The sequence below is a fragment of the Neorhizobium huautlense genome, from assembly GCF_002968575.1.
GTDB classification, from domain to species: domain Bacteria; phylum Pseudomonadota; class Alphaproteobacteria; order Rhizobiales; family Rhizobiaceae; genus Neorhizobium; species Neorhizobium huautlense.
Map to the genome: position 1 here is coordinate 13,953 of NZ_PVBM01000025.1, position 19,408 is coordinate 33,360.

Annotated in this window: 22 protein-coding genes; 12 read left to right on the forward strand and 10 right to left on the reverse strand. The window is 59.8% G+C overall.

Annotated elements, in window-relative coordinates:
* Positions 1–56: 56 nt before the first annotated feature.
* The gene (locus tag C5L12_RS22255) at positions 57–782 is read left to right on the forward strand and encodes a hypothetical protein (protein WP_157949100.1); all 726 of its coding nucleotides are present in this window, start codon (positions 57–59) and stop codon (positions 780–782) included.
* Here the strand turns inward: C5L12_RS22255 and C5L12_RS22260 are convergent.
* Positions 731–1,336 (reverse strand): flavin reductase family protein, encoded by a 606-nt coding sequence (locus C5L12_RS22260; protein WP_105374257.1) that lies wholly within the window; start codon positions 1,334–1,336, stop codon positions 731–733. The genes C5L12_RS22255 and C5L12_RS22260 overlap by 52 nt on opposite strands.
* The gene (locus tag C5L12_RS22265; RefSeq protein ID WP_105374258.1) at positions 1,336–1,923 is read right to left on the reverse strand and encodes a nitroreductase family protein; all 588 of its coding nucleotides are present in this window, start codon (positions 1,921–1,923) and stop codon (positions 1,336–1,338) included. The genes C5L12_RS22260 and C5L12_RS22265 overlap by 1 nt, the downstream gene beginning before the upstream one ends.
* A 109-nt stretch (positions 1,924–2,032) precedes the next feature.
* Here C5L12_RS22265 and C5L12_RS22270 point away from each other — a divergent pair, with 109 nt between their 5' ends.
* Positions 2,033–3,016: a hypothetical protein gene (locus tag C5L12_RS22270; RefSeq protein ID WP_105374259.1), complete on the forward strand. Its 984-nt coding sequence runs from the start codon at positions 2,033–2,035 to the stop codon at positions 3,014–3,016.
* 109 nt (positions 3,017–3,125) lie between these two features.
* On the opposite strand, the gene thrS is transcribed toward C5L12_RS22270, so the two are convergent.
* From thrS to C5L12_RS22290, 4 genes are all read right to left on the reverse strand, one after another.
* On the reverse strand, positions 3,126–5,153 hold the full coding sequence (thrS, locus tag C5L12_RS22275) for a threonine--tRNA ligase (protein WP_105374260.1): 2,028 nt from the start codon (positions 5,151–5,153) through the stop codon (positions 3,126–3,128).
* Between the two features lie 119 nt (positions 5,154–5,272).
* Positions 5,273–5,794, reverse strand: coding sequence for a DUF1697 domain-containing protein (locus tag C5L12_RS22280; RefSeq protein WP_105374261.1), 522 nt, complete (start codon positions 5,792–5,794; stop codon positions 5,273–5,275).
* A complete protein-coding gene (yidD, locus tag C5L12_RS22285) occupies positions 5,791–6,171 on the reverse strand; it encodes a membrane protein insertion efficiency factor YidD (protein WP_105374262.1) in 381 nt (126 codons plus the stop codon). Before yidD ends, C5L12_RS22280 begins: the two co-directional genes overlap by 4 nt.
* Before the next feature lie 2 nt (positions 6,172–6,173).
* Positions 6,174–6,623: an iron-sulfur cluster assembly scaffold protein gene (locus tag C5L12_RS22290; protein WP_105374263.1), complete on the reverse strand. Its 450-nt coding sequence runs from the start codon at positions 6,621–6,623 to the stop codon at positions 6,174–6,176.
* A 286-nt stretch (positions 6,624–6,909) separates the two neighbouring features.
* On the opposite strand from C5L12_RS22290, the gene folE reads away from it, so the two are divergent.
* From folE to C5L12_RS22305, 3 genes are all read left to right on the forward strand, one after another.
* Positions 6,910–7,524 carry a GTP cyclohydrolase I FolE gene (gene folE, locus C5L12_RS22295; RefSeq protein WP_105374264.1) on the forward strand — a complete coding sequence of 205 codons (615 nt, stop codon included), beginning with the start codon at positions 6,910–6,912 and terminating at the stop codon, positions 7,522–7,524.
* Positions 7,525–7,540: 16 nt separating this feature from the next.
* Positions 7,541–8,002, forward strand: a complete 462-nt coding sequence (gene hisI, locus C5L12_RS22300; RefSeq protein ID WP_105374265.1) for a phosphoribosyl-AMP cyclohydrolase — start codon at positions 7,541–7,543, stop codon at positions 8,000–8,002.
* 109 nt (positions 8,003–8,111) lie between these two features.
* Entirely contained in the window at positions 8,112–9,068 is a 957-nt protein-coding gene (locus tag C5L12_RS22305; RefSeq protein WP_105374266.1) for a patatin-like phospholipase family protein, read from the forward strand.
* Between the two features lie 44 nt (positions 9,069–9,112).
* Here C5L12_RS22305 and C5L12_RS22310 read toward each other — a convergent pair whose 3' ends face one another.
* A complete protein-coding gene (locus C5L12_RS22310) occupies positions 9,113–9,547 on the reverse strand; it encodes a CBS domain-containing protein (RefSeq protein ID WP_105374267.1) in 435 nt (144 codons plus the stop codon).
* 116 nt (positions 9,548–9,663) lie between these two features.
* Positions 9,664–10,413: a rhomboid family intramembrane serine protease gene (locus C5L12_RS22315; protein ID WP_105374268.1), complete on the reverse strand. Its 750-nt coding sequence runs from the start codon at positions 10,411–10,413 to the stop codon at positions 9,664–9,666.
* A 219-nt stretch (positions 10,414–10,632) separates the two neighbouring features.
* Here C5L12_RS22315 and C5L12_RS22320 point away from each other — a divergent pair, with 219 nt between their 5' ends.
* From C5L12_RS22320 to C5L12_RS22350, 6 genes are all read left to right on the forward strand, one after another.
* Positions 10,633–11,229, forward strand: coding sequence for a PAS domain-containing protein (locus tag C5L12_RS22320; RefSeq protein WP_105374269.1), 597 nt, complete (start codon positions 10,633–10,635; stop codon positions 11,227–11,229).
* 96 nt (positions 11,230–11,325) lie between these two features.
* Positions 11,326–11,937: a PilZ domain-containing protein gene (locus tag C5L12_RS22325; RefSeq protein WP_105374270.1), complete on the forward strand. Its 612-nt coding sequence runs from the start codon at positions 11,326–11,328 to the stop codon at positions 11,935–11,937.
* 510 nt (positions 11,938–12,447) lie between these two features.
* Positions 12,448–13,059: a transglutaminase-like cysteine peptidase gene (locus tag C5L12_RS22330; RefSeq protein ID WP_105374271.1), complete on the forward strand. Its 612-nt coding sequence runs from the start codon at positions 12,448–12,450 to the stop codon at positions 13,057–13,059.
* Between the two features lie 473 nt (positions 13,060–13,532).
* A complete protein-coding gene (locus C5L12_RS22340; RefSeq protein ID WP_105374272.1) occupies positions 13,533–14,264 on the forward strand; it encodes a hypothetical protein in 732 nt (243 codons plus the stop codon).
* 141 nt (positions 14,265–14,405) lie between these two features.
* Positions 14,406–15,929, forward strand: a complete 1,524-nt coding sequence (locus C5L12_RS22345) for a D-alanyl-D-alanine carboxypeptidase (protein ID WP_105374273.1) — start codon at positions 14,406–14,408, stop codon at positions 15,927–15,929.
* Between the two features lie 86 nt (positions 15,930–16,015).
* On the forward strand, positions 16,016–16,285 hold the full coding sequence (locus C5L12_RS22350) for a hypothetical protein (protein WP_105374274.1): 270 nt from the start codon (positions 16,016–16,018) through the stop codon (positions 16,283–16,285).
* 1 nt (position 16,286) lies between these two features.
* Here C5L12_RS22350 and C5L12_RS22355 read toward each other — a convergent pair whose 3' ends face one another.
* Positions 16,287–16,724 carry a DUF1489 family protein gene (locus tag C5L12_RS22355; RefSeq protein ID WP_105374317.1) on the reverse strand — a complete coding sequence of 146 codons (438 nt, stop codon included), beginning with the start codon at positions 16,722–16,724 and terminating at the stop codon, positions 16,287–16,289.
* Between the two features lie 70 nt (positions 16,725–16,794).
* Positions 16,795–18,195, reverse strand: coding sequence for an L-serine ammonia-lyase (locus C5L12_RS22360; protein WP_105374275.1), 1,401 nt, complete (start codon positions 18,193–18,195; stop codon positions 16,795–16,797).
* A 499-nt stretch (positions 18,196–18,694) separates the two neighbouring features.
* On the opposite strand from C5L12_RS22360, the gene C5L12_RS22365 reads away from it, so the two are divergent.
* Complete coding sequence (locus tag C5L12_RS22365; RefSeq protein ID WP_105374276.1) at positions 18,695–19,396, forward strand: DUF599 domain-containing protein; 702 nt, start codon at positions 18,695–18,697, stop codon at positions 19,394–19,396.
* Positions 19,397–19,408: the final 12 nt, after the last annotated feature.

Here is a 19,408-nt window from a genome sequence, read left to right on the forward strand (position 1 = left end):
GCCTGGCTGGTTGAAAATACGCTACGGGCAAAAAGTTTAAGATTGGTTCACCATCTTTGTTAACCATGGAAAACCCTTGGAAAATCCGCTCATGGCTCTTGGTTCATCCGTCTGCCGATCCGGCGGAGATACTTGGCAGCGGCGCAGACAGGATCGTCGTCGATCTGACTAGGCCTCCTGAGTCGTGGCAGGCTCTGGAAGATCTCCATGGATTTTGGACCCAGGCGCCAACTCCGCTCTGCGTCCTGCTGCCGCCAATCTCTTCCGGCCGCACTGAGGCCGCCGTCGAACTGGCGGTGCGGACGGAGGTCGATTCGGTGCTTCTCGCCGGTGCACGCAGCGGCGCGGACATCCAGCATCTCGACGTACTTCTGCGGGTCGCAGAGGCGAAGGCCGGCCGCTCCGGTTCTGACACCAGCATCGTCGCGCTTGCAGATGCTGCCGGGATACTCGCCGCGAAGAGCTTCCAGCGCTGTAGCAGGCGCGTCAGCGGCCTTGGCTGGCATGTGGAAGGCGTCTCTTCCCCTTCTTCAGACATCGCTTCGCTTGCCCGCGGCACCATCGGGCTTGCGGCTGCGGCGGCAGGCATCATGGCGGTGGATACCATCTCGGATGAAGCCGATGAAGCTGGTCTAACATCCACGTGCATCGCGGCGCGCAATAGCGGTTTTCATGGGAAAATTAGCCGGCTAACATCGGAAATACCGATAATTAATCAGATTTTTTCGGATCAACTGCCTGGCCGGGTCATTTCGAAGACATCCGACCCGCCGTCTGCGTAGTCCCGATAGCCCATGCGTGCGATCGGCCTTGCCAGACTCATGTCGATCCGACCGTCCCGTACAATATCCTCGCTGATATGGATGCCGACCACCTGCCCGAAGACCATGAAGGCTTCGGCACCTTTTCCGTCCAGGCCTTTGGGCTGGATGATCTCCGTCACTCGGCACTCCAGCACCGTATAGGCTTCGGCGACATAGGGAGCATCGACCAATTCCGCCATCTTCGGCGTCAGCCCCGCCACTTCAAACTCGCTGATTCCATAAGCGACAGGTGCCGATGAAGCATTCACGTGCTCGGCAAGATGCCGGCTTGCGAGGCTTGCGGTGAAAACACCCGTCTCTTCGGCGTTCTGCAGGCTGTGCTTGCGGCCGCTGGAGGAAAACATCACCAATTTCGGGTGGTCGGAAACGATGTTGAAGAAGGAATAGGGCGAGAGGTTCAGAGAGCCGTCCCTGCCCTTCGTGCCGATCCAGCCAATCGGGCGAGGCGCCACGATTGCCTTGAAAGGATCGTGCTTCAGGCCATGCTGATTGGTATTGGTCGCATAAAACATCAGGGCTCGCCTTCGCCTGCATAGGTGACGACTTGCGAAAGTTCCGGCCGCGGACGATCGGGCGTCTGGAAATCGCTGGAGCCGATATGGATGAATCCGGCGACTTTCTCGCGCGGCTTGATGCCGAGAAGCGCAAGCGCCTCCTCGTCATAGGCAATCCACTCGGTGCGCCAGTTGGCGACGTAGCCATGTGCATTTGCTGCTATCAGCATATTGAGGCACAGGGCTCCGGCAGAAAGCTGCTGTTCCCATTCCGGAATCTTGACATGCGGCGCGGCCGTGCTGACGACGCCGACCACGAGCGGTGCCCGGCTAAAGCGGGTAAGTTCGGCCTGCTTGGCGGCATCCGTCATGTCGGGCGTATTCTTCAGGGCGATGGCAAGGAAGACCTCTCCGAGCTTCTTGCGCACATCTCCGCGGTAAACGACCAGACGCCACGGCGCCAGCTTGCCGTGATCTGGAACGCGCGTGGCAAATGTGAGGATCGCTTCCAGTTCTTCTTGCGATGGGCCGGGCTCCCTGATCTGGGCCACGGGTGTGGAATGCCTGTCGCGCAGGAAGTCGATGAGCTTTATGTCATTTTGCATGGTCAAAACTTTCACTGGGAACGGAATGCGGTGGGAAGGTCTTGAAATTGCCTTGGCATTGGTCTTCAAGTGACGTTTCGGAAAAGAAGAGTCAACCGGTACACAACAGATGTCAGGCACTTCCTTCGCGGCACGCTGGATCCTCGCTGGAAGCATGGCTTTCGGCGTCACCGCCAGTGCGTTCGGCCAGGACGATGCCTTCAGGAATTTCCGCCAGCTCGACAGCACCGCAAAAATGCCGAAGCTCAATGCTTTTTCGGCGCTGCCCGGCGGAACCGCCGGCATCGCCGCGAAAGATGTGCTTTTCGACGCCAAGCTGACGGCGGACGGCGACGTCATGCAGGAAGGCCTCGTCTGGCGTGTCTTCAGCCCGATTGCCGGCGAAGACGGCAAGTTGCCGCTCGTGGCAAGCTCGGAGGGCGGCTCGGCCGCGTTCCAGCTGATGCCGGGCGATTATTTCGTCAACTGCGCCTTCGGTCGCGCCGGCGTCACCAAGAAATTGAACGTGCCCGCCGACGGCGACGTGTCGAAGCAGACATTGGTCCTTGATGCCGGCGGCTTTGTCCTCAACGCTGTCGCAGGCGCCGACCAGCGCATTCCGCCGAACGAACTCAGCTTCTCGGTCTATTCGTCGGAGGTTCGGGAAAACGGCGACCGTCCGCTTGTCATGGCGGATGTCAAGCCGAACACTGTCGTGCGGCTGAACGCCGGGACCTATCACATCGTCTCAGAATACGGTGACGTCAATGCTGTGGTACGGGCTGATATCCAGGTGGAGGCCGGCAAACTTACCCAGGCCGTGCTGCAGCATCGTGCAGCGCAGATCACCTTGAAACTTGTATCGCAGCCCGGCGGCGAGGCCATAGCCGACACAGCCTGGTCGGTACTGACGGCTGCCGGCGACGTTGTCAACGAAAGCGTCAGCGCCTTTTCGACCATGGTACTGGCCGAAGGCGAATATCTCGCCGTCGCTCGCAACAAGAACAAGATCTATCAGCGATCCTTCACCGTCAAGGCAGGCGGCAATACCGAGGTCGAAGTACTGATGCGCGATGCAGCGCAAGTCGCCGATACGTCGAACCAGCAGAATTGACCTTTGCCGGTTTGCTGAATTTTCACACCGCCGACAGTCTGGAGCCGCGAATGTGCGGAAAAGGATAGCCGACAGCGCCTGCGGATGGCAGGTGCTGTCGGCTTGGTGATCAGGCCGCAGCGGCCTTCTTTGCCTCTATCCGACGCAGCAGATCCGGAGGTGTTGCTTCCTCACCGAGCGAAGCGATGGCCTCTTCGAGCTTCATTGACGTCTGGGCCTGAGATCCGAGACGGCGGATGTTGACAGAGCGTTCCTCCGCCTCCTTTTTGCCACAGACGATGATGACCGGCACCTTGGTGACCGAATGCTCGCGGATCTTGTAATTGATCTTCTCGTTGCGGAAATCGGTTTCCACCACCAGCCCGGCATCGCGCAGCGCTTCGGCCACTTCGCGGCCATAGTCGTCCGCGTCCGAGGTAATGGTCGCCACGACGACCTGCATCGGCGCGAACCAGAGCGGCATATGCCCGGCGAAGTTCTCGATCAGGATGCCGAGGAACCGTTCCATCGAGCCGCAGATGGCGCGATGGATCATCACCGGCTGCCGCTTTTCCGAGTTCTGGTCGATATAGAAGGCGCCGAACCGTTCCGGGAGGTTGAAGTCCACCTGCGTCGTGCCGCACTGCCATTCGCGGCCGATGGCGTCCTTCAGTGTATATTCGAACTTGGGGCCGTAGAACGCACCTTCGCCCGGCAGGATGCCGGTCTTGATGCGCCCGCCGGACTGCGCCTCGATCGTCTTCAAGACGTCCGTCATGACGCTCTCTGCGCGGTCCCACAGTTCGTCGGAGCCGACGCGCTTTTCCGGCCGTGTGGAGAGTTTCACCACGACTTCCTTGAACCCGAAATCCTCATAGACGGAAAGGATCAGATCATTGATGCGCAGGCACTCGGCGGCCATCTGCTCTTCGGTGCAGAAGACATGCGCATCGTCTTGGGTGAAGCCGCGAACGCGCATCAATCCGTGAAGCGCGCCGGATGCTTCGTAACGATGGACAAGGCCGAATTCTGCAAGCCGTATAGGCAGTTCGCGGTAGGACTTGAGACCGTGCTTGAAGATCTGCACGTGGCCCGGGCAGTTCATCGGCTTCAGCGCGAAGACGCGGTTGTCCGCTTCCTTGTCGTCCGGATGGGTGAAGGCATAGGCCGATTTTACGGCGAACATGTTTTCCTGGTACCAGCCCCAGTGACCCGAGGTTTCCCAAAGCGAGGCATCGAGGACCTGCGGCGCGTTGACTTCCTCATAGGTGCCGGAAAGCCGGCGGCGCATATAGGCCGTCAGCGTCTGGAACATACGCCAGCCCTTGCCGTGCCAGAAGACGACGCCCGGTCCCTCTTCCTGAAAATGGTAGAGATCCATTTCCCGGCCGAGCTTGCGGTGGTCGCGCTTTTCCGCTTCGGCCAGCACATGCAGGTATTGATCGAGATCTTCCTGGCTGGCCCAGGCTGTCCCGTAGATGCGGGTCAGCATCGCGTTGTTGGAATCTCCGCGCCAGTAGGCGCCGGCCACCTTCATGAGCTTGAACGCTGTGCCGATCTGGCCGGTTGAGGCCATGTGCGGCCCGCGGCAGAGGTCGAACCACTTGCCCTGGCGATAGATCTTGAGGTCCTGATCTTCCGGGATCGCATCGACGAGCTCGACCTTGTAGCCCTCGCCCATATCGGCAAAGATATTGCGGGCCTTCTCGCGTGGCCAGACTTCTTTGGTGAAGGCATCGTTGCGCGCGATGATCTCCTTCATCTTCGCCTCGATCTTCGGCAGATCATCGGGTGTGAAGGGCCAATCCTCGCGCGTATCCGGGTGAACACGCTTGAAGTCGTAGTAGAATCCGTTCTCGATCACCGGGCCGATGGTGACCTGCGTTCCCGGCCAGAGTTCCTGCACGGCTTCCGCCATCACGTGCGCCGCATCGTGGCGGATCAGTTCCAGCGCGCGGGGATCGGTGCGGGTCACGATTTCGATCGCGCCGCCCGTCACCGGATCGGCAAGGTCCTGCAAGGTGCCGTTGATGGCAACCGCGACCGCCTTCTTGGCGAGGGACTTGGAAATGGATTCCGCAACGTCGCGGCCGGTCGTTCCGGCATCGAAAACGCGGACGGAGCCATCGGGAAATGTAAGGGAAACGGATTGGGACATGTCTTTCTCCTGTCCAGTCCCGCCAACGAATGCGGGTGGTGGCAAATGGCCGGATTGCCCGGCTGCTAACGGGCGCGGTGATAGTGTGTTTCGCCGATTTAGTAAAGGCGGCCGGCGGGTCAGGCGACCATTTCGGCGAGGCGGGCGACGGTGTTGGCATTGCGGCTCGTGCCTATGCCGAGCTTCTTCGTCGTCATCGCGGAGAGAAGCCTCGTCTCGCTCGCCTTTCCGCCGAAATCGACCCAGAGATTGCCGTCGATGACCGCTATCTGTTCTCTGTCTCTATGTCGTTCGAGCAAGTTCTTGATGCTTTCATCGAGCGGGCTGCGCATGATCCGCACTCCGACTTCGGAACCGTCCCTTCCGGGAAACGGATTGGCCGCGGCAAGCCTGAGCCAGTCTTCCCGCGAGCGCACCAGGATGTCGACATGCTTGCCGAAGCGGTTGGCGAAAGCGGTTTCCAGCACCGCTTCGATATCGGAAACGGACGACTGAGCCGCTTGAAAAACGAGGTTGCCGGTGGAGACCAGTGTACGGCAATCCGTATACCCGATGTCTCCGGCCATCCTGCGCAGGTCAGCCATGACGACCCGCCTGCCGGCCCCGAGAACGATGCTGTGAAGCAGGGCGACGTAGATCATTGCTGCTGCGATGCCTTGCGCGAAGACCCTCGCCAGTAGCGCCAGGGCGTCCACCAGTGCAGGCGCTGGTCAAGGAGGCCGGGCACCGGATCCAGTCCGCCGCTTCCGCCCGGCCCGCAACGGGCGACGCGGAACAAGGTAAGCCATCCTCCCGGCCACAATCCGTGGCGCGCGATCGCTTCGTAGCCATATTCCGAACAGGTCGGAATATGGCGGCAGGAATTGCCGATGAATCCGGATAGCGTCAGCTGGTAGAGGCGGATCAGCCCCATGCCGAGAAGTCTACCCGGCGTCTTGCGAAACGGGCCCGTCCAGTTGCGGGAGCGGCGCGATCGTTGCTGTGGCTGGGGATGTCGGCAATCCGGACTGTCGCACATGGTCAGATGGCGGCCGCCTCGGACCGTTCCTTCACTTCGATCTGATTGATCGCGTCGACCACGGCTTCAAAAGTCAGCATCGTGGAAGCATGGCGGGCTTTGTAATCCTTGACCGGCTTCAGGTAGCGCATGTCCTCGAAGCGGCCCTCGGGACCCTCGCCGCCCTCCTTCAACATGGCAAGCATGTCCTCGCGGGCCTTGCGGATCTCATCGGTCGTCGCGCCGATGACGTGCCGTGCCATGATCGATGACGATGCCTGCCCCAGCGCGCAGGCCCGGACTTCATGCGCAAAGTCCGTGACTGTGCCGTGATCCAGCTTCAGATAGACCCGTACCTTGGAGCCGCAGAGCTTGGAATGTTTTTCCGAACTCGCATCCGCATCCGGCAGGCTGCCCGCATGGGTGATGTTGCCGGCGAATTCGAGAATCTTGCTGTTGTAGATTTCGTCCATTTCAGGCTCGCTTGTAAGGCCATCGCCATGTTGAACACATTGTCTCGCTCGCCGCGGACTACCATAAAGGGGCTTGTGCCACTATATGTGGTTTTCGCAAGGCGTCATCAAGGAAGGATGTTTTCACGAAATCCATCCGAAATGGGAATAGCATACCTTGTCAAAACCACTGCTAACGATCAGATAGCACCAGATTGCATAAAAATCAGTCGTGATGCCCTCACACTGTTCAGTCTTTGAGTAAAGCCAGTCGGATGCGGCCTTGAACCGCATCGGGAGACGATAGATGGATGCCATAGTGAAGAATTTCCCGGCCTCGAAAGAGAAGCTGGTCCGCCCATCCCAGCAGGAAGCTGAGGAAGCTGTACGGGTTTTGCTTCGTTGGGCAGGCGACGATCCTGCGCGCGAAGGCCTGATCGACACGCCGAAGCGGGTCGCTGCCGCCTATCGCGAGCTGTTCGGTGGCTACGAACAGTCTGCGGAGGAAGTTCTGGGCCGCACCTTCGAGGAGGTTTCCGGTTACGACGACATCGTGCTCGTGCGCGATATTCCGTTCTTCTCCCACTGCGAACACCACATGCTGCCGATCAAGGGCAAGGCGCATGTCGGCTATCTGCCGAACGGCCGAGTCCTTGGCCTTTCGAAGATTGCGCGGGTGGTGGAGATCTTTGGCCGGCGCCTGCAGACGCAGGAAAATCTCACTGCTCAGATCGCGCATGCGATCGAGGAAACCCTGAAGCCTCGCGGCGTTGCCGTGATGATCGAGGCGGAGCATATGTGCATGGAAATGCGCGGCGTGCAGAAACAGGGTTCGCAAACCATCACGACAACCTTCACCGGCGAGATCAAGACGAATGCCGCCGAGCAGGCGAGATTCTTCACGTTCGTCCGCAACCGCTGACGGGCCCAGATCCCCTATGTCGATCTCTTTTGAAAAATCTTCGGCAGACAAGGCCGAAATCGAGGGTCCAGGTGCCTTTACACCGCGATTCGACGGCAATGGCCTCGTCACCGCAGTCGTGACCGATACCCGCGACGGCGAACTGCTGATGGTCGCCCATATGAACGCGGAGGCCCTGGCGCTGACCATCGAGACCGGCATCGCTCATTACTACAGCCGTTCGCGCGGCAGGATCTGGAAGAAGGGCGAGACATCCGGCAATCTCCAGACGGTGCACGAGCTCAGAACCGACTGCGATCAGGATGCCGTCTGGCTGAAGGTTTCAGTCGCCGGACATGACGCGGCATGCCACACAGGTCGTCGCTCCTGTTTCTATCGGACGGTAAGAAAAAGTGACAGCAGCGCTGTCCTTGAAATCGCCGACGACGTGCGCCATTTCGATCCGGAAGCCGTCTATTCGGACGGGGGAACCAAATAAGCAACTGCCTCGTTTTTCGACACGGAAAAGTCGGGTAAACGATTTCGAAACCTGTCCGCGCGCTATAATCGCCAGACCGGGGGTTGTTCAGCTTGGAGGGTTTTAGTCGATGCTGAACTGGAGTTGGAGTCGTCACGATCCGCAAGCTGCGCCTGCCGAAGGCGGCGGCACGCAGACGATGGAGCCACCACGTCCCCCGATCATCGAGCCTCCTCCAAAAGCAAAGCTTGCGCTCGCCCTTGGCGGAGGCGCTGCCCGTGGCTGGGCTCATATCGGCGTACTGCGCGCGCTGGACGAAACCGGCATCGAAGTCGGAATGATCGCCGGCACATCGATCGGTGCCCTCGTCGGGGGCTGTTATCTGGCCGGCAAGCTCGACGAATTGGAAACCTTTGCCCGTTCGCTCACCATGCGACGTATTGCGGGGCTGCTGGATTTGACGATCGGCGGCGGCGGCCTCTTGGGCGGTATGCGGCTGACGAAGCGGATGCAAGAGCATCTTGAAGGTCTCGCGATCGAAGATCTCGATCGCCCGTTTGTATCGGTGGCGACAGAACTCCATACGGGCCACGAAGTTTGGATTTCCAGCGGATCGCTGATTACCGGCCTGCGGGCCTCATATGCACTCCCTGGCATTTTTGAGCCGGTGAAATGCAACAACCGGACGCTGGTCGACGGCGCTCTCGTAAATCCCGTCCCGACCTCCGTCTGCCGAGCCTACGAGCAGCCGCTCGTGGTCGCTGTCAACCTGAACTACGAAATCTTCGGCCGGTCTGCGGTGGTCAAGCACAGCGCCAGCGTCCAGCCCGTTGATGACGAGCGAAAGAAGGACGGCGTGCGGGTCGGAGTTACCGGTACGATGGTTCAGGCGTTCAACATCATCCAGGAACGGATTTCGCGCGCAAGGCTCGCCGGTGATCCGCCCGATCTCGCGTTACATCCTCGCCTCGCCGATATAGGGCTTTCCGAATTTCATCGCGCTGGCGAGGCGATCGATCGTGGCTATGCCGAGACGATGGCGCAGATTTCTGCGCTCAAACGGATGCAGGAAGTGTTTGCCCGCTAGGAGGAGAAGTGACCTCGCCCGGCGGCGGGGCCACGAAGGTAAGATCAACCTGCGATGTAGGCCTTGATCTGTTCAGCCTCCAGCTCGATCTCCCGGATGCGCGACTTGACGACGTCCCCGATCGAAATGATGCCGAGGAGTTTCCCGTCCTTTTCGACCGGCACGTGACGGAAGCGTCCGCCAGTCATGATACCCATCAATTCGTCAACGGTCGTTTCCTCCTTGCACCGATGCACGTTGGTGGTCATGGCGGATTTGATCGGTTGGTCGAGCACGCCGGGACCCTTGGTTGCGATCGAGCGTACGAGGTCACGTTCGGTAAAGATGCCGGCAATCCGGCCCTCCATGCCAATGACCACCACCGCGCCGATCTTCTTTTCGTGCAGCATGCCTGCGACGTCCAGCAGCGTCCGATCCGGGCTCACCGTTACGACATCGTGACCTTTTGCATCGAGCATATTCTTGACGACTATTGCCATGGCTCTCTCCTCGTAAACCAGAATGGCTGAGACGCCGCCCTCCCCCAAGGATCGGCGCAGATGCGCAGTGAAGACTCCCTGCCTGCGGCGAATTTTAGAGCTAAGTCAAAAACATATCAAGGTTGTGTGATCGGCACGCGGCTCGGAGGAACGGGATCGAACAATCCGAAGAGCAGGAAGCCGAACAGGAAGCCGCCGATATGGGCGTCCCAGGCAATCGGCCCCAGATCTGCGCCGAACAATTGCACTCCAAAGGCGATCAGAAGATTGCCGGCGAACCACATTGCGGTAAAGATCACGACGGTCCGGTTTCTGAAGGAGCCGAGGATTGATTGCCGCGGGTAGAGATGGCCGTGGGTCCTGTCGTAGCCCCGGTCGCCTGGAAAAGCGAACCGGCATGCAGCCCCCATAAGCGCTGAAACGACGCCCGATGCTCCGATCAGAAGGGTTTCGTTGTTCCAGTTGAGCAGCGCATGAAAAAAGGCGGCCGCTACGGCGGAGAGAATCCAGAACGCCACATATCGGAAGGTCCCGATGCGCCTGACGACCGGAGCCCCGAACGCCATGAGCCAAAGCGCATTGAAGAGGATATGTTCAACGCCGCCGTGGAGGAGCGAATAGGTTACCGGCGACCATAACCAGGCGAGATCCTGGTCCCCCAAAGGGATACCGTAACGTAGCGGGATGAAGGCCAACGTGAAGATGAACTCGGCCCGCGCTGCGTCGTCCAGCAGATATTCCTGAATAACATAGAGTCCGGCAAGCAGGGCCAATGTCACCACCAGACTTTGTGGCAGGTTGAAGATTGGCGGCGAACCTTCGCTCGGCTCCCGCCGTTCCTCCGCCATGTCCGGCTCGTCGCTCATTCCTGTCCTCTTGCTTTCAAACCAGCGATGCAAATCCCCTGTCAGCCTTATAGGAGCGGCATGCCGAAGGAAAGCATTCCGGGGTTGATGGAATCGGCACCATCGAGGTTGATGGTTCCTTAACCGTAATGGCTGCGCCGTGGCATGAAATTCGCTCCGTGCAGGATGAAGGTCGTGCATGAGGCGCGATTTGTCTCGAAATGCGATAGGTAATGGCGGATGCGTAACCAGGCAACCCGAGCGGTCTTTGACTACTGGATCAACCTAAAGGGTGATCGCGCTGCTCCGTTGCGGACCGAAATCGATCCAACGGCGCTGCGCCACCTGCTTCCTCACCTTTTCATCGCAGCGATGGATGAACGGGGCGTGCTGGCCTTCCGGCTGGCCGGAACGCGGATCTGTGACCTCTTCGGTTACGAGTTGCGCGGCATGGCTTTCAACCAGATCTGGTTTGGAGCCGAGCAGCCGCAGCCCCTGTACATCGCTCAAAACGTCATTCGACACGAACAGCCGGCTCTGGTCGATCTCGTCGCCGTGACCGCCGACGCCCGTCAGGCCTATGAAATGCTTCTCCTGCCGCTCCGCTCGACCGACGGCAGGGAGAGCGATCGCCTTTTCGGAGCGCTCCTGCCGCGCGGCGCTCCTTTCCCGGCGGTTGCCCTTCCGGTCGACGGACTGGAGATGGAAAGCTGGACCTTCCTCACGGGCGGGGCATCGCACTTCGGCGTGCCGGTCACTGTTGATCAAAAAGGTCCGCTCCGCGCCTTTCCGCAACAGCCCGCTTCTGGCCTGCCTGCTCAAGGTCGCAAGTTCTGACGCTCTCGCACATTCGAGCCTCTCGGATAAAAGATTCTGTTAACCGCGGTGCGCTATCAATCTCAGGTACACTCTCGACGAGAAAAGCTCTTTCAGATGTATTCATTTCAGTCGGCCCCGACCCCAGCCAAACAGGCCGTTCCCGCCCAGCGGACGTTTCAGCGCGTGTCGGTCAATGTCGCGGGGCGACTGATGCTGGCGACGCATGAGGAATTTCCCTGCAGCGTTGTGGATATGTCCCCGGGCGATGTGACCTTTGCCTGTTTCGGTCGGCCTCTCGTGGGTGAGCGCGTGATCGCCTATCTCGACCATATCGGCCGATTGGAAGGCACCGTCCTCAGCGTGTCGGACGACGGTTTTGCGATGTCGATCAACGCGACCGACCGCAAGCGCGAAAAACTTGCCGCCCAGCTCACCTGGATCGCCAACAAGCACGAACTCGGTTTGCCGGAAGATCGCCGCCATGATCGTCTGGCACCGCGCAACACCCGTGCCGAAATCACGCTCGATGACGGTCGCCGTTATGACTGCCGCATCATGGACCTTTCGCTCTCGGGCGCGGCTGTCGACGTCGAGGTTCGTCCGTCGATCGGCACGCCCGTTCGCCTCGGGAGCATGCGCGGCCGTGTCGTCCGTCATTTCATGGAAGGCGTCGCGATCGAATTCAATTCGGTCCAGTCCCGCGAAGCGCTAACCGAATTTCTTTGAGCCGCAGGGCGCTTTTCTACCTTCCAATCCCGCACTAAGAGCCGTCCCCCGTTCGCCAACAGCGGCGACAATGGCGCGATGCGGGATCGTTTCCCCCTCGCCATCCGCTCCTCATCAAAAAAAATGTGCCCTTTTGGCACTTTTTTCTGAGGCCCATGGCCCCGGATTTGGGAGTTCGAAGCTCTTCCGGCTCGTCCATCGGTGAGACCGCCGGCGTTCCTTGGTTAATTTAACCGTTCCCGCGCTTCACTCGGTCCGGCGGGTGATTACCCACAATCGCCTCGAAAAGCCTTTCGGTCAAAGAACTTATCCCATGACGCCGATTGTCGCGGCGATGCTCCGCATTAAGCTCTCTCACCAGTTGGTCGCCGGAATAGTTAGAATTTGAATCAAATTCGAACAGCATTTTAGGCGAAATCGATTCAAATAAGCGTTTGATTTTACTGCGGTATTTTGCCGTCGATCAAACCCTCTGTGTCAGTGTTCTTCCCACAACGGGGAGACATAAAAATGAAATTCAGCAAGGGACTGGGCCTCGCCGCCATCACCGCATTCGCAGCAATCTTTACCGCCGGCAGCAGCCACGCAATTTCCGCCGGCTCCATGCGCGTCATCAGCCAGGCCAACCCGCCGGTTGGCCACTATGAATTTTGCAAGACCTATGCGAGCGAATGCGAGGCCACTTACCAGGATGCCGGTCCTCTCACGCTCACTGAGGACAAGTGGAAGACCATCCTGGACGTCAATTACACCGTCAACTCCTCGATTACGCCGATGACTGACCAGGACATCTACGGGGTCGAGGAACGCTGGGCCTATCCCCGTACCGTCGGCGACTGCGAAGATTTCGTTCTGCTGAAGCGCAAGATGCTGATCAAAAAGGGCGTTGATCCCTCCGACCTGCTGATCACCGTGGTGCTTCAGCCGAACGGCGAAGGACATGCAGTCCTTACGGTCCGTACCGACCACGGCGATTTCGTGCTCGACAACATGCGCAACAAGGTCATGCTCTGGTCCGACACGGAATATACCTTTCTGAAGCGTCAGGCCTCCGATGATCCGTCCCGTTGGGTTAAGCTCCAGGATGGACGCACCACCGCGGTGGGCTCTGTCGGCCAGTAATATCGGGTGAAAAGCGCCTTAGGGAAGATTGCTGCACATCTGAAGGCGGTCGCCGAACGGTCGTGGAAGCTCGCAAACACCACATGACCGTCGAAGACGACCGGTTCCCCGCAGGCGATGCCGCGGCATCGCAAATCGTCAACTGCGGCGTAGCAATCCCTCACGTTGAGAACCACCGTCGTCCCCGTCGACGGCTCCCAATCCGGCCCGGCCAGCGTCACGGCAAGATTTGCCGCCGGGGCTCCCGCAGAAGAGCCGCGCCCTGCCGAGATCGGTAACGGAAATCGAGACGACATTGATTCCGCAAAAACAGCTGCACCTGTTCCTCCCTGCCGGCGCCGACCAGCCGTTAACGCCACATTAAGGATGAAATTCCAGACTGACGCGCAATCGCCGGACCGCGTTCCGTATCCCTGGTCTCCGTCTCATTCCGGTGCATGGCGAATTTCTTTCGTGAACATGGAGCGCACGTCATGGCAGGTTCAGCCCCCGATGCTACGACTGAAGAAATGCCGCTGATCTCGAACCGGTTTCTCTACCGCTTGACGGCAATCGTCGCGCTCCTCGCTGCTTTGACATTGGCGGTCAGCATTGGCGGCCGCTGGTTCGGCGAAAGGATCGCGCTTGCTGGTCACACCGATAGTACCGAGGAGTTCCTGATCCAGATCGGTCAGGACAAACTCCGTCTTCCTGCCAATATGATCCGCTTCCGCGACCAGCGCCGCAACGGCGTGACCGAGCGTGTCGACATCTACTTCACCTGGCCGGAACAGCAAGGTTACAGTTCCGCGCTGCGCGCCCGCTTCGATGACATTGCCCAGTCTTCAAATTTGATTTTCCTGCAGATTTCACAAAGCACCATGTCGCGCGACATGTCCGGCCGCTTCGAGCCAATCTATTCGAAACTCTTCGACGGAGATCCGCAGCCTGCGAAGTTCGGGTTGACGCTCCACCGGCTGCGGTCTGATTCCGGCTATGGAAAGGAAATCATCCTGTCGGCGCAGCGCCCCGATTCGCCTGACTACGTGGTCCGCTGCCTCCTGCCCGGCGCCGGCGAGCAGCCAACCAGCGGAGACTGTCAGCGGGATATCCACATCGGCCAGGATCTGACGGTCCTTTATCGCTTCTCCAGCGTGCTTTTGAAGGATTGGCAACATATTGATGCCGCAGTTCGGCTTTTTGTCGAAAACCGGCTGGCGAAATAGCCGCCACGGACGGACGGGTTGATGTCTAAAATGCAGCACATCGAGGCAAGCTGCTGTTCATCATAAACCTCTTGGTAACGCTGTTCTCCTAGAGTGTCGGCAACGGCTGCGACGGGGGAGCGTCCGGACGTGGCAAAGTTGATGCAAGCGATGAGTGCGGCAGTGTCGAAAGCAATGTTTTCAGCATCCTTCCCCAAGGATGGCGTTACGGTTCCGGGACGGGTTCTCGGATATTTATTCACCTTGGTCCTGGCGGTTTCGATCTTTGCGGCGCCTGCAGAGGCGGCCCCGAAATATGCCGGCATCGTCGTCGACGCAAAGACCGGCAAGGTTCTCTATGGCGAGGATCCCGATGGTCTTCGCTATCCCGCCTCGCTGACCAAGATGATGACGCTTTATCTGACCTTTGAAGCGCTCGAAGCCGGCCGTATCAGCCTCGACTCGAGCGTGCCGGTCTCGACCAACGCAGCCGCAGAGCCTCCCTCCAAGCTTGGCGTCCGCGCCGGTGGCTCCGTGACGGTCGACCAGGCTATCCGGGCTCTTGTGACACGCTCGGCAAACGACATAGCAACAGCGCTCGGCGAATTCCTTGGCGGATCCGAAGACCGGTTTGCTCAGATGATGACCAGCAAGGCGCGCGCACTCGGCATGACGCGGACGACCTACCGCAATGCTCATGGCCTGCCCAATACGGCCCAGATGACGACCGCGCGCGACCAGGCCCGCCTCGGCATGGCCCTCCGTCAGCACTTTCCGCAATATTACGGCTACTTCTCGATCCGCACGTTTAATTTCGGCAAGCAGGTGATCGGCAATCACAACCGCCTCGTTGGTAATGTGAGAGGTGTCGACGGCATCAAGACCGGCTACACTCGCGCCGCCGGCAGCAATCTCGCGACATCCGCCCAGCTTGACGGACGTTCGATCGTCGCGGTGGTTCTCGGTGGCCGCTCGAGCGCTGCCCGTGACGCAACCATGCGCCAACTGGTTGCCGAATACCTGCCGAAGGCTTCCCGCGGCGGCAATTCGAAGCTGATCGCCCAGGCCGCTCCCATTGCGCCGACGCCGGCGGCTCCTGTCAAGTCGACGCCGGCTGCAGCTCCGTCCGATGCGCGTCAGATGGCTGCCCTCGACCTGCCGAACAGCGGTCCGAAGCCGGGCGCTCGTTATAACGAACAGCCCACAGCCGCTTCGCCGTCTGCCGTTGCCTATGCGGCGGAACCGGCCGAGAAGAAAGTCATCACCCAGGCCATGAATACCGCAATGGCGAGCGCCGCAGCCGTACCCACTCCGGCCCCGGAATTCATTCCGGAGCGCAAGGAAGAGGTCGCCCTGCTCCGGTCGCCAAAGCCGAACGTCGATGAAGTTACGACCTCGTCGACCAAGGCTTCCGTGAAGGAAAGCCAGTCCTCCGGGCCGAGCGGTTGGGTTATCCAGATTGGCGCTTCGCCCAATCAGAAGATGGCTCAGGATCTCCTGCAGAATGCGCAGGATAAAGGCGGCAAGGTATTGCGTTCCGCCAAACCTTTCACTGTCGCCCACAGCAACAACGGCGAACAGATCTACCGAGCCCGCTTCGGCGGCTTCGATGACCAGAAGAAGGCCGTCGATGCCTGCAACGTACTGAAGAAGAAGGGCATCAGCTGCTGGGCGTCGCTCCAGTGAGCGGCGGCTACCGAAAAAGGAAAGTGGCCGCGCCGAGATATCGGCGCGGTGGAATCTCGAAAAGTAATGCGTAAACGGGGTTTCCGATGGGAATGAATGAAAACAGCGCGGAGTTTGTCTTCAAGCCCGCATCCAAGACGAGAGCAAGGGGCGTCGCCCTCAACCCTCTCCACGAAGCCGCCATGCGGTTGGCAGGCGTCGGCCTGAGCCGCTCCAAGGAAAAGACCCGCGATCTGGTTGCCATGCTATTGAGCCACGGCGCCCGCGCCTGGCGTCACTCTCAACCGGAAGCCAATATCCATCTTCATATTGGCATGCGGTCCGGCCGGGCGCCGATCCGCCTCAAGATCCGTTGATTTAGAGCAGTCCGAGTTCGGCGAGTTCCCGCCGAAGGTCTTCAGGAAGCGCCGCGACGCCCTCGCCCAGTCCGCCGAGGTCACGCGGCGCTTCTTCTGCTTTTAGGTACCGCCAGCCCTGGAATGGGCGTTTCGGCTGCGGCACGGTTTCGATCACTTCCGGGCCGAGAACCAGGTGACAGCGCTGGATGCCATCGCCGCCGGTAAACGTCTCTATCCCCAGAAGCTTCTGCCGGGCCGCCACCTGCCCCTTGATCACCCAATAGAGCGAACCGTCCTCCAGAAGCTCCTCGACGCGCTTCGGTACCATTCGCGTGGTGTGGACGCTGTGCGGTTCGAGCCCGGCCGCAATCGCATTGAGTGAACGCTCCGCTACCCAGTCCCGAAGGTCCTGGATCGAATCCGCGCCGACGCAGAGTTTGATGAGATGAAGAGCCATGGTTTCGTTGAAAACCCATCCGGGCACCGGGTCAAGCGTTTGCTCGATCACTCCACAGCGGCGAAACGGCTCAGCACTCCACCACGTTGACGGCGAGGCCGCCTGTCGACGTCTCTTTATATTTTTCGCTCATGTCGTTTCCGGTCTGGCGCATCGTCTCGATACAGGCATCGAGCGGCACGAAATGGGTGCCGTCGCCCTTGATTGCCAGCGATGCGGCGGTAACGGCCTTTACCGCTCCCAGAGCGTTGCGCTCGATGCAGGGAACCTGGACGAGGCCCGCAACGGGATCGCATGTCATGCCGAGATGATGTTCGAGGGCGATTTCCGCGGCGTTTTCGATCTGCTCCGGCGATCCGCCCATGACGGCGGCAAGCCCTGCCGCGGCCATGGCTGCGGCAGATCCCACCTCGCCCTGACAGCCGACCTCGGCGCCCGAGATCGAGGCATTGTGCTTGATGATGCCGCCGACGGCCGCCGCCGTCAGCAGGAAATTGCGGATATCCTCCTGCGTCGCATCCTCGTGGAAATGCAGATAATATCTAACCGCCGCCGGGATGACGCCCGCGGCGCCGTTCGTGGGTGCCGTGACGACGCGGCCACCGCCGGCATTCTCCTCGTTGACGGCCATGGCATAGACGCTCAGCCAATCGTTCGCGAGCACCGGATTCAGCCGGTTGCTGCGCCATTCTTCGTTCAGCTTGTCGTGGATGGCGCGTGCCCGCCGCTTCACCTTCAATCCGCCGGGCATGATGCCGTCGACCTTGAGGCCGCGGTCGATGCAACTGCTCATCGCATTCCATATGCCATCGAGGCCGGCGTCGAGCTCAGCCGCGCTCATCTTGGTCTCTTCATTGGCTCGCTTCATCTGAGCGATCGTCAGGCCCGAGCCGCGCGCCATGTCGAGCATCTGTTTTGCCGTGGAGAAGGGATAGGGGACACGGGCATCACTGGACGCCTTCTTAGAGGTCCGCATCGCTTCCAGTTCGGTGTCGGTCACCACGAAGCCACCGCCGATCGAATAATAGATGCGCTTGAGGAGCAGGCGCCCGTCCCGATCGAAAGCCGAAAAGCTCATGCCGTTGGCGTGGCCGGGCAACGGCTGCTTCTTGTCGAAGATCAGGTCAGTCTTTGGCTGGAACTCGTAGGCCGGATGATCTGGCGGCGTCACGCGACCGGTCCGTTCGACCTCGGCGATGATCTCGTCCATGCGGTCCGGATCCACGCTCGCCGGCTCTTCGCCCATCAGCCCGAGGATCACCGCCCTGCCCGTTCCGTGACCAATTCCGGTAAAAGCCAGCGAACCATGCAGACTGACTTTCAGCGCTCCGACATGCGCTCCCATCGGCCTCGGCCAATCGTTGGAAAGGATAAGAGCGAGGAAACGGTTTGCGGCCGACATCGGCCCCATCGTATGCGAGCTGGATGGGCCGATACCGATCTTGAAGACGTCGAATACAGAAAGAAACATGGCGATCCCGGCACTGATACGGTTATGGCCCGAGTCTATGTCAGGCGTGGCGGCTTCTTCGGCGACTGCCCGACATCCCTTTTGACGGCCGCGACATAGCACAAATAGAAACGGCGTGGTTTGAATACCACGCCGAGTGAATGGAAAATCGGATTTATGGGCGAAAGATCAGATAGCGCCGAACAGGTAGGCAAGAGCCAAAGCGCCCGCAAACCCCGCCAGCGCCTTGATGGTCACGCCCCAGCAGGATTTCTCTACAGTTTCTTCCATTTGGTCTCCGTTGGATTGCCGCATTTTAAAGTCCTCAGCGGACCGTCATGGCTAATCGTTTATTAAACTCCGCCCGCTTTCGCAATAAGGAAGATGGCGGAAAAATGGCGCCGGTCACAGCTTTATCGGAATTAACCCACAGAACCTTCCCAGGTTCCGCCGCTCTTGCCGATAGGCCGGAAACAACGCATGACGGAAACATGGACTGATTCCCCATCCGGTGAGCACCATGACGACAGCTGACTACATCGCGCTTGCCCTCTTTGCTCTTCTCTGGGCCCTATATTCCTGGATCACCGCCGGTGCCGGCGCCCGCTTCTTCCCGCGCTCCAGCCTCAATCGCGCCATGGCCGAACGACGCAAACGCTGGATCTACAATTCCTTGCGCCGCGACCTGAAGATGATCGACACTCAGATCATGGCCGGCCTGCAGAATGGCACCGCCTTTTTCGCCTCGACCTCGATCTTCGCGATCGGCGGCTGTTTCGCGCTGCTGGGAGCGACGGATCAGGTCGAAGCCGTATTCGGCAGCCTGCCGCTGGTCGCTTACGGCGGACGCACCGCTTTCGAGGTTAAGGTGGCAGGGCTGACATTCCTGTTCGGCTACGCCTTTTTCAAGTTCGGCTGGTCGTATCGGCTCTTCAACTACTGCACCATCCTGTTCGGCGCGCTGCCGATGATGCACGACACCAACATCGATCGGGCGGCTGCCGAACGTGCCGCCGATCAGGTGGTGCGCATGAACACCATCGCCGCGAAACATTTCAATGCCGGGCTCAGGGCGCTGTTTTTGTCGGTGGGTTATCTCGGTTGGTTTGCCGGGCCCTATATGTTCATGGCGATGACCCTGTTCGTCATCTTCGTGCTCGCTCGTCGCCAATATTTCTCCGAAGCGCGGCTGGCGATCATGGACGAGATCCGCAGTAACTGAGAAAGGCCGTCA